Source organism: Janthinobacterium sp. CG_23.4 (assembly GCF_029892305.1).
GTDB classification, from domain to species: domain Bacteria; phylum Pseudomonadota; class Gammaproteobacteria; order Burkholderiales; family Burkholderiaceae_D; genus Janthinobacterium; species Janthinobacterium lividum_D.
Genome location: NZ_JARXUX010000001.1, coordinates 1,428,580 through 1,442,228, shown reverse-complemented (window position 1 = coordinate 1,442,228; position 13,649 = coordinate 1,428,580). Strand labels below are relative to the sequence as shown.

Sequence of the window (13,649 nt, the reverse complement as noted above, 5' to 3'; positions counted from 1 at the left end):
GCTGGTAAAAATCCCGCCGCTTCAATTAGTTTTTTTCAAGACAAAAGTGTTTGTCGTGAATCTGCAACAGCTTTGATACACAACATGGCTTTGTGCGCCAGCGTACGGATCACTTTGAACTGAAATCGTATTCTCTGCTCCAACAGCAGTGCATTTATCGCAAGACGGGCGCACCTGGAATTGTTGTCTATCGCTAGCAATAGCAGGTGCAGCATGATGTCGCTTTGATGCTGCAGGGAAAATCTCTAATCAACGTTGGGAGTTACTTGTGACTAATCAAAAAAAAATCGCCGTTGCCGCTGCGGTCCTGTGCTCCGCCCTCGGCACGCAGGCCCAGGAAATCAATCCTTCCTGGTATATTCAACCTAGCATCAACGCACTCAAGCCAGATTCCGACTTTGCCACGGATAAAACCGGCTATGGCGCAGGCTTGCGCTTCGGTAAGCCTGTTTCCCCGGACTGGGATATCCAGCTGGGCACCACGTACGCCCGCGCCAAGGATGGCGCTCAGCGCTACGAGCAAAATACGCTGGGCGTAGATGGCCTGTACCTGTTCTCGCGTCAAGCCTTCCGCCCCTTCCTGCTCGTCGGTGCCGGCATGCAGCGCGACAAGGACACCAGCTTCGCCTTCGGTGAGCGGAGCAAGAGTTCGCCCTACGCCAGCGTCGGTCTCGGTTTCCAGTCCAGCATCAATGATCAACTGTCTTTACAGGCTGACGTGCGCAATGTGCATGGTTTCCTGCGCGGCAATACCTTCGATCCGAGCAGCAAGTCCAACAATTACTACGTCACCGTGGGCCTGAACTTCGCGTTCGACAAACCACCTGCGCCGCCGCCACCACCACCGCCGCCGCCGATAGTGCGCGAGCAAGTCGTCGTGGTCGTGCCACCACCGCCACCGCCGCCACGCTTTGAAAAAGTGACGATGGCGGCAACGGAACTGTTCGCATTCGACAGCGACAAGCTGGGTCCGACACAGACCAAATTGGACGAGATCGCCAGCATGCTCAACGCTGCACCGGACGTCACCAACGTCGTCATCAGTGGCTATGCCGACCGCATCGGAGCGCCCAAGTACAATCTGAAACTGTCGCAGCAGCGCGCTGATGCAGTCAAGCAATACCTGCTTGCTCATGGTGTCGCCGCCAACCGCCTGACGGCCGAAGGCAAGGGTTCCACCAATCCTGTCGTCACCTGCGATAATAAGAAACGTGCCGATCTGATCAAGTGCCTGGAACCAAACCGCCGCGTTGAAGTAGAACAAATCACCATCGAACGCCGCGTACAGTAAGCGCAACAGTGGCACGCCACTTGTGAATAAAAAAGGGGCTCACGCCCCTTTTTGCATTGAAAGCCATCATGAATTTGTTTACCCATTATCCTAAACTGGCCGCTCTGGGGCCGTTCAGCCGGCAAATGCGCAGCGTCATCGTCTGCTCCGTCACCGAATGGCTGGAACACCGCGCCTCAAGCAAGGGCGCCGCCCTCGCCTACTACACCCTGTTTTCCATCGCCCCCATCCTCGTGCTGGTCATCGCCATCGCCGGCTTTTTCTACGGCCCGGCCGCCGCGCGTGGCGAACTGATGGGGCAGTTGCAAGGCTTGCTCGGTACGCAAGGCGCCGAAGCCATCCAGTTGGTGCTGGCCGGCGCAAAGAACCATGAACAGGGCCGCATCGCCACCCTCATCGCCAGCGCCCTGCTATTGTTTGGCGCCACCAGCGTGTTTGCCGAACTAAAAGCCAGTCTCGATGAAATCTGGCAAGTGCCGCCCCTGAAGGAAGCGGGCGCCTGGGACATGCTGCGCACGCGCCTGCTGTCGTTCGGTCTGGTGCTGGTGCTGGCCTTCCTGCTGATGGTGTCGCTGGTGGTCAACGCGGCCATGGCCATTCTTGCCAACTTCTGGGAAGGCGTGTGGAAAGACACGGCCGTGCTGTTTACCATATTGTCTAACCTGATCGGCTTTGCCGTCATCGCCAGCCTGTTCGCCGTCATCTATAAGATGCTGCCACGCGTGCGCCTGTCGTGGCGTGACGTGTTGATCGGCGCCGTGGGCACGGCTTGCATGTTTTCCTTGGGAAAATATGCAATTGGCGTGTATATCGGCAATAGCGGCGTGGCCAGCAGCTATGGCGCGGCCGGTTCGCTGGTGGCACTGCTGTTATGGGTGTATTACTCGGCGCAAATCTTCTTCCTGGGCGCCGAATTCACGCGTCAATTCACCCTGCAACTGGGCAGCATGAAGGATATGCCGAAGACGCAGGACGGCGATGTCCAAGTGAAGATACTGAAACGCCACCAGTCCTGATGATCTGCCCCCCACATGCGAACGACAACCGTGGGTGGCGTTGGTGTTGCGGCAAGCTATTCGCCTAGCAATTCCGCCACCACTTCCATGCCTTCTACGCGCTCGGCCACCACTTTTACGATGACGATGATAGGCACGCCCAGCAGCAAGCCCCAGACGCCCCACAGCCAGCCCCAGAACAGCAGGCTGATGAAAACGGCCGCGGGATTCATGCGGGCGATGCGCCCCGTCATCCAGGTAGTGACAAAGGTGCCCACCAAGGTGGCGATCGCCATTGACGTGCCCGTCACCAGCAAGACCATTTCCAGCGATTCGAACTGCAGGAAGGCAACCAGCCCCGTGGCGATGGTGATGAGCAAAGGGCCGAAATACGGCATGATGTGCAGCAAGCCGGCCACGATGGCCCAGGCACCGGCATTTTCCAGACCGATCACGCGCAAGGCGATCCACATCAGCACTGCCAGCAAGACATTCGTGACGAGCAGCATGAACATATAGTTCTGTATCGAGGTATTGATGTCTTCCAGGATGTGCACGGTGACCTTCTTGCGGCTCAGCGACGGTCCCGTCAGCTTGACGAGCTTGCGCTTGAAGGTGTCGCCCGACAACAGCAGGAAAAACACCAGGAAGATAACGATGCTGGCCTGACTAAGAAAGCCCACCAGGCCCAGCGAACCGGCCCAGACCCAGTCCATGATCTTGAAGTTGGGCGCCTCGGCAGCGGCGGCGCGGCGGTTGTTGCGACGCGCTTCGGCGCCAGCGGCGACTTGCTCGATTTCATTGGCTACGACCCGCATTTTCTGCAAGGTGCTGCTCTTGCCGCCCGTGCTGGTGGCAATCAAGCGCGACAGCTTCTGCGTGGCGGCAGGTAATGCTTCAACGATGGATTCAAATTCGCCCTGCACGCGCTCGACCACAACAAGCGAGCCGAACAGGATCAAGGCCATGACGACAGTGACGCCGACGGCGCGCGGCAGGCGCAGCTTTTCCAGCCAGGCGACGACACGATTAAGCGTATAGGCAATAAAAATGCTGAAGATGACGGGAATGAGGAATTTCTGCGCCCATTGCAGCGCATAGATGAAGCTGACCGTAGCGATGGTGCCCAAGGCAAGGCCGCGCGCATTGACATGTAGCGGCAGGCGCAAGGAGGGGTCCAGGTGTTCTCCGGGAGTGCCGGGAGGTGGCCCCGCTGGCTCGCTGGAGCTAGCCGTCAACGGCTCGGGCGGGGCATTTTTAGGCTCAATAGGCATGCGATTCCCGCAGCGGTCGGTGGGGGCCACAGCGCCAGCCACCGGGCTGGACGCTGCGGCAGCTCATGCCATTACTTGACGCGGATATCGTTTTTTACCGACTTCACGCCTTTGATGCCACGGGTAATGTCGCCCGCTTTGGCGGCGTCGGCTGGCTGGGCAACAAAGCCGCTCAGCTGAACCACACCCTTGAAGGTTTCAACGTTGATTTCCGTCGATTTCAGGGTCGGCTCGTTAAAGATGCTGGCTTTGACTTTGGTGGTGATGGCTGCATCGTCGATGTATTCGCCCGTACCTTCTTTGGTTGGAGTCGAAGCGCAACCTGCAACGGCGAACAGGGAAGCGACGAACAGGCCGGTAGCGATAGATTTAGTGAATTTCATGGTTTTTTCCTTAGGAGTGGTCAATCAATGTGCTCACAACGAGCTTCTTATACCAATCTGGTGACTGCGCGCCGGATGGCGTTCAGTAGCCAAACTGGGTTTTTGCAGCCTTGATACAGTCATCCTTGGCTGCGCCGGCTAATGCATCGCATTTTTCTGTCGCGACCTTGTACTCGGCTTTTCTCTTTGCTTCACGCGCATCACTGCGCGCTTCGATGACTTTCTTGTCTGCCTTGGCGTCGGCCAGCGCAGCGACCTTGGTGGACTTGGCCAGCTTGACGCAGACATCCTTGTCGTTGCCCGTCAGCGCATTGCAGCGGGCCAGGTCGACGTCATGGTTGGCATCGGCAATCTTGATGCGCGCCTTGGTATAGGCACGCAAAGTGTTCGTGTATTGCGCCTGAGCAACTGCTTCATCATAGGTGCGCACAGCCTTCGCTTCGGCGATGCAGACATCCTTCGGGTTAGCGGTGATTTTTTCGCATTGCGCATGCGCCAGCTTGTAATTGAGGCCAGCCTGTTCGTTGGCCGTCTTGTAGGCTGCTTTCGCTTCCGGCGTGGCGGCCAATGCCTGGCCGCCCCAGACGGCGCACGCCAAGCTGACGACGATGGCGGTGAAGAGTTTGTTCTGGTTCATCTATTTCTCCCTGGTGGTGACAAGCATGTCTGCTTGGCATGACTACCGTTTTACGTGGATAGTCGCCGCTCTTCTGTACGCTGCCGTACACAAGCAATTTATTTTGAAAGCGGGAGGCAGACAGGGAGAAATAACAAAGTTTTGAAACAAGGTTTTGACACCAGGTCTGGCAGCATCGCACACGCCAAAAATACGATTTCGACACGAAATAAGTGCGTGCGGCAGCGTACAGACCGGGGACAGGGGCGTGACTAAGATGAGTACCACACCCTCACCTCGTCAGGAGAATAAAATGAAAAACTATGCCACATTGGCTGCACTGATGCTCGCCGCCACCGCCGTATTGAGCGGTTGTGCCACCGGTCCTTCAGCATCACAACAATATTACCCGGCCAATCAGCCTGAGTCCGCCATATACGGCACCGTCGACTCCATCCAGATCGTCCAAGGTGGCGCTCAAAGCAGCGGCGCCGGGGCCGTGGTCGGCGGTATCGCCGGCGCCCTGCTGGGCAACACCATCGGCTCGGGCGGCGGACGCACGGCCGCCACCGTCGCAGGTGCCGTTGCCGGCGGAGTCGTGGGCAACCAGGTAGAAGGCCGCAGGCAGCAAGCGCAGGCTTACCAAATCAGCGTACGCCTCGACAACGGCGAATACCGCACCGTGGTGCAGGACACGGCCAATGACTTGCGTCCGGGCAACCGCGTGCGCGTCGTTGACGGCCGCGTCTATCGCTATTAATTTTCGGCGCAGCTTGCCAGCAGGCATCCTGCCATCCCACATGCGTTGTACGATAACAAGGAGTTGCCATGGGCACCATCATTCTGATCATCTTGATCCTGGCCCTGGTCGGCGTCCTGCCTACTTGGCCGCATAGCCGCAATTGGGGTTATGGCCACCTCGTTATACACAACTTTTTACCACTTTAAAATCAAAGGGTTACAGCAATTTCTTCAGCGCGTACCCCACAGTGGTGGCGCCAGAAAAATGCTATTTTTCTTAGCTTTCAGCCGTAAATTGCTCGAATTTTAGGCAATTTTTGACATGGACGGTGATTCCGAGATTTTCTTGGATACTTGTGTATAACGGGGTGGGTTATGGCCCTAGCGGCATCGCCGGCCTGGTCGTCGTGATACTGATACTGCTATTACTGACGGGCAGGTTGTAAAAAAGACGCTGCGGCACCTTTTGTCACTTCAGAGGGTCACCGCAGCATTTTTCTGGACGGTAGTTCTCAGCTTGCCCACCTGCGTCATTTTTCAGTATCTTGGCGCACAAAGTCACGCCTGAATAGCGCCGCTTAATTCATATTTTCCCAAGAAAATATTTCGTCAATTGGCTCAGGCTTGCCAACGTGATACCCCTGCGCGCAATCGACACCGAGATCTTTCAACAGCATCAAAATATCGGCACTTTCAACAAACTCGGCGATGGTTATTTTTCCGGTCAGGTGCGCAATCTCATTGATACTGCGCACCATCGCGCAATCAACGGCGTCGTTTGCCATGTCTTTTACAAACTGTCCGTCGATCTTCAGATAATCGAACGACAGATGTTTCAGGTAAGCCATTGAAGACATACCACTACCAAAATCATCGAGAGAAATTCGCGCGCCGCGTTGATGCAGCATAGCGATAAATTCAGTAGCGATGTCCAAGTTCCCAATAGCAGCAGTTTCAGTGATTTCAAAGGAAATTTTGTGTGCAGGTATTTTTTCGCGATCGAGTGCATCCATTAAAAACTGGTAAAAGTCTTTATCTCCGATAGATTTCCCTGACAAATTGATCGCGATTACCTTTACTTTATCAAGCCTGTCAGCATGCAACTTCATCCATTCAAAAACATGACTAACAACCCAGCGGTCGACTTGCGGTGCCAATCCAAAGCGCTCAGCGGAAGGGATGAAAACACCGGGCAGCACCAAGGTTCCATCCATCTCACGCAGGCGCAATAAAATCTCAAAATGCAATCCTGATTCAGCATGCTCGCCGAGTTGCATGATCGGTTGCGCAAAAAGTTCAAAGCGATTTTCATCAATTGCTTGCTGCAGACGGGCTGCCCATTGCATTTGATCTCGTTGCTCTATGATGATTCTATCTGCATCCACATACAGGTGCACACGCCCACGACCTTCATCTTTTGCAGCAAAGCATGCGCCGTCGGCGGCTTGCTGTGCTGCCTGCGCATTAGCCCATCTACCATCTAAGGGCACCACCCCGATACTGGCACCAATACGAAAAAAATTACTACTGTGCTGAAAACGGATTCGCGCCACTTTCTCGCAAATCTGTTGCGAGATACGGTGCGCCGCATTCAAATCGCAGCCTTCAAGCAACAGCGCAAATTCATCGCCACCCAAGCGTGCCACCAAATCCTTGGCACGCACGGATTTTAGCAGCAAGGCTGAAACCTCTTTCAACAAAGCATCTCCGGCGGCATGCCCACAACTGTCATTGACGATCTTAAACTGATCCAGATCGATGCAACATAGGGCATGCGAAACGCCTGTAGCAATCGAAGACTCATACATTTCAAGCAGTACCCGATCAAATTGCGCACGGTTAGCAAGCCCGGTCAAATGATCAAGACTCGCTCGGCGCTCCACCTCCTGCCTCAGTATCCTTTGGCCAGTCACATCACGAAAAACCATCACGACACCGATAATGACATCACCCGCCGTAAAAATCGGCGCAGCAGAATCTTCAACTGCATATTCACTACCGTCTTTACTGATCAATACGGTGTCGTTCGTCAAGCCAACGATCGCACGCTCATCCAGACAATGCGCAGTGGGATTCTTTACAATTTCTCGCGTAAATTGATTAACGATATTAAACACCATTGTCACCGGCAGACCTATGGCGTCAGCCGATGCCCAGCCAGTCAACTTCTCTGCACTAGGATTGAGGTATTCGACTTCTTGGCGATCATTGGTGACAATGACTGCATCGCCAATAGAAGGCGGTCTCAAGTATCAAGTGCAACACCGGGTTAATGAATCGAATCGGCTTGTAATTGCAATCTGATCATGTGTTCAGTATAAACGGCCAATGGCGTTTTCCAGCCGAGCGTTTGCCTTGGCCTTGTATTCAGCGATAGTACGATGGCGTCGAGTTCCTCCTGGGAATAAATCGATAGATCTGAGCCCTTGGGCATGTACTGGCGCAGCAGGCCGTTGGTATTTTCGTTCGATCCGCGTTGCCAGGGGCTGTGCGGATCGGCAAAGTAGATCTGCACGCCGGTACGTTCGGTTAATATTTTATGGCCATGCATTTCGCGTCCCTGATCGTAGGTCATCGACTTGCGCAGTGCTTCCGGTTCACGGTTCAGCACGGCCGAGAAACTGTCGACGACCGACTTGGTGCCAGCGTTCTCCATCCTGGCCAACACCACGAAACGCGTGGTGCGCTCGACCAGCGTGCCCACCGACGAGCGGTTGCTTTCACCCTTGATCAGGTCGCCTTCCCAGTGCCCAGGGATGACGCGGTCCTCAATTTCTGGAGAGCGGATGTGGATGCTTTGCATGTCCTTTATCTGACCGCGCCGATCGGTGCCGCGACTGCGCGGTTTGCGAACCTGGTTGTGGTGTCGTAAGCAGGCGATCAGCTCGCGCTTGAGTTCGCCACGCGGGTGCAGATAGATAGCGTTGTAGATGGTCTCGTGCGAGACGGTTTTATCGGTTTCAGTAGGCCACATGGCCTTCAGTATGTTGGAAATTTGCTGGGGCGACCAGAGTCGATTGAGATAGTGCCGCACGACTTGAAAAAGAACGCTGCCCGATTCCATCTTGGGTGTGCGCCTTGGCATCACTCGACGCGCCGCACTTTGCAAATGCGCCAGGTTCGCATCATAGGCGCCAAGGCCGGCATTGCGCCGGATTTCGCGGCTGATCGAACTGGGTGAACGGCCAAGGCGTTTAGCAATAGTTCGGACGCTGCACTGGTCATCGCGCATCGTCATCACGACGGCGCGCTCTTGGGTCGTTAAGTGGAAATAGATTCTGGGCATCGCAACACCTTACAGGAGCAGGTGTTGCACTTGGTTTTAGAGAATGCCGAACTTAAAGTGACACGTGTACGTTCAAATTCATTCGACAGTGCCAGTTCTAAGGCTTTTTTTTCCGTAATGTCATTGATGTAACCATGCCAAAGTGTACTGCCATCGACGCGCGACTCCGGGGTTGCACTACCTTGTAGCCAGCGGATGCCGCGCTTAGGCAAAATTACCCGATACTCTTGATGCCAGACAGTGAGATTTTTAGCAGAATCAGCAATGCCTTGATTAATCGCTTCAATATCATCGGGGTGAAGCCGATTGAAGGCCGGACTGGCATCTTTTTGTAATTGTAAAGGGTTTAACTCATACACATTGCGTACGCCCTCACTGGCGTAGGGAAAGCAGGAGCTACCATCGGCACGCAGCAGGAATTGGTAAATCGTACCGGGTACTTGTTCAGTTGCTTTTTTTACGCGCAACAATTCTTCTTCAAGGCGCTTACGTTCATTCATGCGAACGACGACACATTCGGTAACGACGTTACCATCAATATTGCGTTGTACAGCGTTAAAAATGACGGGAATATTTTTCCCATCAGCGCCAGCGAGAATTATTGCGATTTCTTCCACTCGCCCTTGAAGATGCAGCAACGCCATAACCTGCATGTGAAACATTAAACGCTCTGCCGATGTCAATAACGCATTCAAACTTTTATTATTTAACTCATCCAACGAAAAACCAAGCATCGTCGCCAACGTTTGATTTGCAGCGACAATTTTCAGATTGCTGTCAAATACAAATAAGCCACAAGGTGCTTCCTGAAAATTAAACCTTGAAATGTCCATATATTCAAATGACGCTATGGCTGACTGGAAAGGAAATTTTCCATCAACGCGATTGTCTCTTCCGGATGACTCATATGCGGGCAATGTCCGGTGGCTTGCATTTTTTGAAAATTACTATTTTGCAAATGTTGATGCAGATATTCACCAACGGCAAGTGGCGCAACAGCATCGTCCTGACATTGAAGGAGCAAACACGGCTTGGCGAAATCGCTAAGGTCAAGGCGATTATCAGCCAAGAAGGTGGCTTCTGCAAAACGCCTTGCAATCGGCGGGTCCATTGCACAAAAACTCGCTTCCAGCTCTTGCGCCAAATCCGGCTGATCAGGGTTTTTTGCGACGACTCCCGCCAGGTAGCTTGCCCAACCGGGTTGATTGCGGGAGATCATATCGAGCAAGCCTTCAATATCCTCACGCTCAAAACCACCTATGTAATCGGGGGCATCATTCAAATAACGTGCTGATGGACAAATCATCACCAATTTTGAAATCCGCTCGGGAATTTCACGTGCGGCCAACAAGCAAATCATGCTGCTGACAGAATGCCCAACCAAAATGGCATCGTGAAGATCAAGCGCTTCACAGATATCGATGACATCTTGGGCATATCCTGCCAGATTTGCATACCTTTCTGTATCATAAGCGTCCAGATCAGACATGCCCGCACCGACATAGTCAAATAGTACAACCTTATAGTCTTTCTCAAAGGATGGGCTGACCTTACGCCACATTGCCTGATCACAACCATAGCCATGCGCAAAAACGATCGTTTGAGATCCAGCACCACTTACTCTGACATTATTTCTTTTTATAATATTCATAACAACTCTATTTCTTCAAGAAACAAACTAAAATCAATAAACTTAATCTTTTAAGCTTATCTATTGCGGTGCTTGCAAAACACCAGAAGCGTATCAAATCAAGTGCTGCACAAGCTACACGGCCGGCTGCCTTGTGATATCTTTATCAGCCTCCTACCATCTGGACGCAACTCGCCTTCGGACGAAACATGACGATATAGTGTTTGCCGGGTAACGCCAAGCTCTTCACAAAGAACGCTTATTTTGGTTTCGGGATTGCCCATGGATGCCAATGCAAGACGCAGCTTGGCTGGGGTCATCTTGAAGGAGCGCCCTCGACTACGCCGTCCCCGGCCAGCACCTTCAATCCGACTCCCCGCGCTGTCAGCTCATGCACAGTGTTGATCAAATGGCGCAAATCCCGGCCTAGGCTGTCGCGCTTCCAAACTGCCAGCGTATCGCCTTCGCGCAGCGCTTTGAGACAGGCTGTCAAGCCGGGCCAATCTTCCCGTTTCCCCGATGCCTGATCTTCGTAGAAATACTTTGGATCAACGCCAGCGAGCTCTAGCGCATCTCGCTGCAAGTGCCTGGCCTTCGACGCGTCGGCCTTCCATACCCGCACATATCGAATTAACACGATTTTATCTGTCAGTTATATGGTAGCTTGTGTGACAGTCTCCGCTAGTGATTGAAGGTCGTCAACAATAGTTAATTAACTGGTCATTTAATTTAAGACACGTAAACGGCTCTGCCGAGACATAATGTAACAGAAATTCGGGCGCAATTACTCTTTAGAAAACATGCTCCTCAAGCTGCCTTGGGCGGCCCTGTCACGCCGTCTGTACGAAGCCAGATCGACCCGGCGCGCCAAAGCGTCATCGAGCAAGGGTTTCGGTGACGCTTTGGTGCTCACGGGCGGCGTACGCATCAGAAGAGTGGTGCAATCGTCTTCTTGAAATGACAACAACGATTTGTCACGCAATAAAACGTATAATTAATATGGTTAAAAAAGCGAATTGGCTGTAAGCGGGTGTCAAAAGACAAGGGCTCGCAAGCCAGGCACTTGCAACGAGATGCGCTGGCGTTGGCCGGTGTCGAGCCAGAAATTGATCAACTCATGACAGTAGTCGCATCATGCTGTTGCTTGCAAGCCCTCCATACAGCCAGCCACTTTGTCCACCGATGGAGGTAACGCAATGTTTCGACTTTTGTATATCAGCCGTGCCGCCCCCACCATATCGGATGAACAAGTGCAGGACATCTTGCAGTGCTCGCGACGAAATAATCCGAACACCGGTATCACTGGTATCCTCGTCCACGGTGGCGGACTGTTCATGCAAGTTTTAGAAGGGCCGGAACAGGAAGTGTTGCGGAAATATGTAAAGATTCTGGATGACCCGAGACACAGCGCTGCAGAAATTCTTTACATTTCTCCAGCGAACAATCGGATCTTTCAGAAGTGGTCGATGGGCGGTATCGAGAGCGATCCCTTGCAATTTCAATATATTTCCAAATTGCACGCCCGCCGCCTGGAAGTCGTCGACGCAAATACGTTTACGGAGACGATGCGCGAGTTTGCACAGCGCTTAAGAGAAGCGAAATAGGGTAGGCGCAGCAAACCCTGAACGGCGAGGTAACCAAGAAGTGCAAGCGCCCTGTTAGCGCCGATCGAAGTGCCCACCACGGCATTGCTAGTTTCAACGCTTGCGGCGCAGCCAGCTGGCGGCAACGGCGGCCACGGACACGAGGACCAGTGCCGGCTTGACCAGCTTCTTGCGTCCAATAAACGATAGCACCGTCAGCACATAGGGCATGGCGCCTTGCAGGCGCATGCCGCCCGGCGCCAGCAGGGACTCGACACGTTGGCCGGCAAAGCCGACCGCCGTCTCGACCACGCCCTGTAGCAGCGATTCGGGACGCAAGGAGTAGCCCACGTTGGCGCGCGCATGTACGATACCCACGCGGTACATTTCCCCCTGGGCAATCAGCAGGCGCTTGCGGGCGGCTTGCGCCGCCAGTTTGTCGTTTTCCGACATGAATTCTCCTAGTAGAACTGACTGGACATGGCGAGCAACGCGCCGACACAGGTCCGGCGCGTTCCCGCCAGCAGCTTACATCAGCATGTCGCGGTCGGCCTTCAATTCCGCCATGGTGGCGGGCATCGACAACTTTCCTTGACGCAGCATGGTGCGCGCATACACAAGCAGCGCCATGGCCAGCAGTAGAAATACGACTGTCATGATCGCCAGGATCTTCCAGCCCAAGCTATCCCAGGCCAAGAAAACCACCAGCACGCTGCCGTAAGCGATGGCAAACAAGCCCGCCATGACCGCCAGCGCAAAAACGACCACCAGCTGCAGCATGTGATTGCGCACTTCCGACAGCTCGATGCTGGCCAGTTCCAGACGCGACAACATCAGTCCGACGGCGTTTTTGGCCAGGCCGGCGACCGAGCCGATCAATCCCGGCCCCTGGTGAGACGAAGCAGACTTGTCCATATCGCTCCTGAGAGTGGATTACTTGCGGCCCAGGATGAAGCCAACCAGCACGCCGACGCCTGCGGCGACGGCCACCGTACGCCATGGGTTTTCCTTGACATAACCGTCTGCCTGGGAGGCCAGTTGCTTGGTTGCAACGATGGCCGATGCTTGCGCTTCGTGCGCCTTGACCAGGGCGGCATCCAGAGTTTTCATGCCTTTGACACGAACTTCATCGGCTTTTTCGCCGGTCAGGGCGGCAGCGGCGCTGAACAGGGCTTGCGCATCCTTGACCAGGGTTTTGACATCGTTATTGACGGTGGTGATATTGTTTTCCAACATGGTTTAGCTCCTTAGCTATGGATGAATGTCGTTACTATACCTACTTTACTCAAAAACACTATTCCATTAGATCGCGCATATCATCGGCGTGCTCTTCCTCGACAGCCATGATTTTGATCAACAAATGGCGTGTCGTGGGGTCTGTATCGCCAATTTTTACGATCATCTGGCGATACGACTCGATCGCCACCCGTTCGGCGATCAGATTGGCACGCACCATGCTTTGCACGTCTTCGGAGTCATCATACTCGGCATGACTGCGTGCAAGCAATGTTGCAGGATTAAAATCTGGCTTGCCATTCAGTTGCACGATGCGTTCGGCCAGCCAGTCGGCGTGCTCCTGCTCCTGCTGCGCATGCTCGAGAAACTCGGCCTTGATGCTGCCATTGTCGCGCCCGCTCACGGTGTAGTAATGACGTTTATAGCGCGCGATACACACCAGTTCGGTCGCCAGCGCACCATTGAGCAGGGTGATCAACTCCTGGCGGTCGCCCTGATAGCCGGCCGTCACGGCGCCATCATCGAGGTTTTTTGCGGCAGCGCGGATGGCGGCCGTGTCGATGCCAGCTGGAATGTCAACAGATGTTAGGGTCATGATGTTTCCTTTCAAGTCT

Annotated in this window: 16 protein-coding genes and 2 pseudogenes; 6 read left to right on the top strand and 12 right to left on the bottom strand. The window is 53.9% G+C overall.

The genetic code is table 11. The features are described 5' to 3' along the window. Positions 1-268: 268 nt before the first annotated feature. Together H4V96_RS06505 and H4V96_RS06500 are read left to right on the top strand one after the other, a co-directional pair. A complete protein-coding gene (locus H4V96_RS06505) occupies positions 269-1,291 on the top strand; it encodes an OmpA family protein (RefSeq protein ID WP_196856471.1) in 1,023 nt (340 codons plus the stop codon). Positions 1,292-1,359: 68 nt separating this feature from the next. Then, complete coding sequence (locus H4V96_RS06500; protein ID WP_196856472.1) at positions 1,360-2,307, top strand: YihY/virulence factor BrkB family protein; 948 nt, start codon at positions 1,360-1,362, stop codon at positions 2,305-2,307. A gap of 56 nt (positions 2,308-2,363) precedes the next feature. Here H4V96_RS06500 and H4V96_RS06495 read toward each other — a convergent pair whose 3' ends face one another. The 3 genes from H4V96_RS06495 to H4V96_RS06485 all read right to left on the bottom strand — a co-directional run bounded on the left by H4V96_RS06495 (position 2,364) and on the right by H4V96_RS06485 (position 4,580). Beyond that, entirely contained in the window at positions 2,364-3,455 is a 1,092-nt protein-coding gene (locus H4V96_RS06495; protein ID WP_196856482.1) for an AI-2E family transporter, read from the bottom strand. Between the two features lie 176 nt (positions 3,456-3,631). Continuing rightward, positions 3,632-3,943, bottom strand: a complete 312-nt coding sequence (locus H4V96_RS06490; RefSeq protein WP_010396422.1) for a BON domain-containing protein — start codon at positions 3,941-3,943, stop codon at positions 3,632-3,634. An 82-nt stretch (positions 3,944-4,025) separates the two neighbouring features. Next, entirely contained in the window at positions 4,026-4,580 is a 555-nt protein-coding gene (locus H4V96_RS06485) for a hypothetical protein (RefSeq protein WP_196856473.1), read from the bottom strand. 292 nt (positions 4,581-4,872) lie between these two features. Between H4V96_RS06485 and H4V96_RS06480 the strand changes: the two genes are divergently transcribed. The 3 genes and pseudogenes from H4V96_RS06480 (at position 4,873) to H4V96_RS06470 (ending at position 5,746) form a co-directional block, all read left to right on the top strand. Beyond that, entirely contained in the window at positions 4,873-5,319 is a 447-nt protein-coding gene (locus H4V96_RS06480; RefSeq protein WP_196856474.1) for a glycine zipper 2TM domain-containing protein, read from the top strand. Positions 5,320-5,387: 68 nt separating this feature from the next. Then, a pseudogene (locus tag H4V96_RS06475) lies at positions 5,388-5,471 on the top strand (DUF3309 family protein); the annotation flags it as partial. A gap of 158 nt (positions 5,472-5,629) precedes the next feature. Beyond that, positions 5,630-5,746: a DUF3309 family protein gene (locus H4V96_RS06470; protein WP_348533192.1), complete on the top strand. Its 117-nt coding sequence runs from the start codon at positions 5,630-5,632 to the stop codon at positions 5,744-5,746. A gap of 132 nt (positions 5,747-5,878) precedes the next feature. Here the strand turns inward: H4V96_RS06470 and H4V96_RS06465 are convergent, their stop codons facing one another. From H4V96_RS06465 to H4V96_RS06445, 5 genes and pseudogenes are all read right to left on the bottom strand, one after another. Next, the gene (locus tag H4V96_RS06465; protein ID WP_280720805.1) at positions 5,879-7,549 is read right to left on the bottom strand and encodes an EAL domain-containing protein; all 1,671 of its coding nucleotides are present in this window, start codon (positions 7,547-7,549) and stop codon (positions 5,879-5,881) included. 20 nt (positions 7,550-7,569) lie between these two features. Then, positions 7,570-8,586 (bottom strand): IS30 family transposase, encoded by a 1,017-nt coding sequence (locus H4V96_RS06460; protein ID WP_280720804.1) that lies wholly within the window; start codon positions 8,584-8,586, stop codon positions 7,570-7,572. Further along, positions 8,562-9,419, bottom strand: coding sequence for a PAS domain-containing protein (locus H4V96_RS06455; protein ID WP_196856881.1), 858 nt, complete (start codon positions 9,417-9,419; stop codon positions 8,562-8,564). Before H4V96_RS06455 ends, H4V96_RS06460 begins: the two co-directional genes overlap by 25 nt. Before the next feature lie 14 nt (positions 9,420-9,433). Further along, on the bottom strand, positions 9,434-10,237 hold the full coding sequence (locus H4V96_RS06450; RefSeq protein WP_082260830.1) for an alpha/beta hydrolase: 804 nt from the start codon (positions 10,235-10,237) through the stop codon (positions 9,434-9,436). A gap of 98 nt (positions 10,238-10,335) precedes the next feature. Beyond that, positions 10,336-10,853 (bottom strand): annotated as a pseudogene (locus H4V96_RS06445) (recombinase family protein). Between the two features lie 559 nt (positions 10,854-11,412). Between H4V96_RS06445 and H4V96_RS06440 the strand changes: the two are divergent. Further along, positions 11,413-11,820, top strand: a complete 408-nt coding sequence (locus H4V96_RS06440; RefSeq protein ID WP_280720803.1) for a BLUF domain-containing protein — start codon at positions 11,413-11,415, stop codon at positions 11,818-11,820. A 93-nt stretch (positions 11,821-11,913) separates the two neighbouring features. Here H4V96_RS06440 and H4V96_RS06435 read toward each other — a convergent pair whose 3' ends face one another. From H4V96_RS06435 to H4V96_RS06420, 4 genes are all read right to left on the bottom strand, one after another. Further along, a complete protein-coding gene (locus tag H4V96_RS06435; RefSeq protein ID WP_010396396.1) occupies positions 11,914-12,252 on the bottom strand; it encodes a hypothetical protein in 339 nt (112 codons plus the stop codon). 75 nt (positions 12,253-12,327) lie between these two features. Continuing rightward, the gene (locus H4V96_RS06430) at positions 12,328-12,714 is read right to left on the bottom strand and encodes a phage holin family protein (RefSeq protein WP_196856878.1); all 387 of its coding nucleotides are present in this window, start codon (positions 12,712-12,714) and stop codon (positions 12,328-12,330) included. An 18-nt stretch (positions 12,715-12,732) separates the two neighbouring features. Next, on the bottom strand, positions 12,733-13,035 hold the full coding sequence (locus tag H4V96_RS06425) for a DUF883 family protein (RefSeq protein ID WP_010396393.1): 303 nt from the start codon (positions 13,033-13,035) through the stop codon (positions 12,733-12,735). A gap of 58 nt (positions 13,036-13,093) precedes the next feature. Then, complete coding sequence (locus H4V96_RS06420; protein ID WP_029496264.1) at positions 13,094-13,630, bottom strand: ferritin-like domain-containing protein; 537 nt, start codon at positions 13,628-13,630, stop codon at positions 13,094-13,096. Between the last annotated feature and the right edge of the window lie 19 nt (positions 13,631-13,649).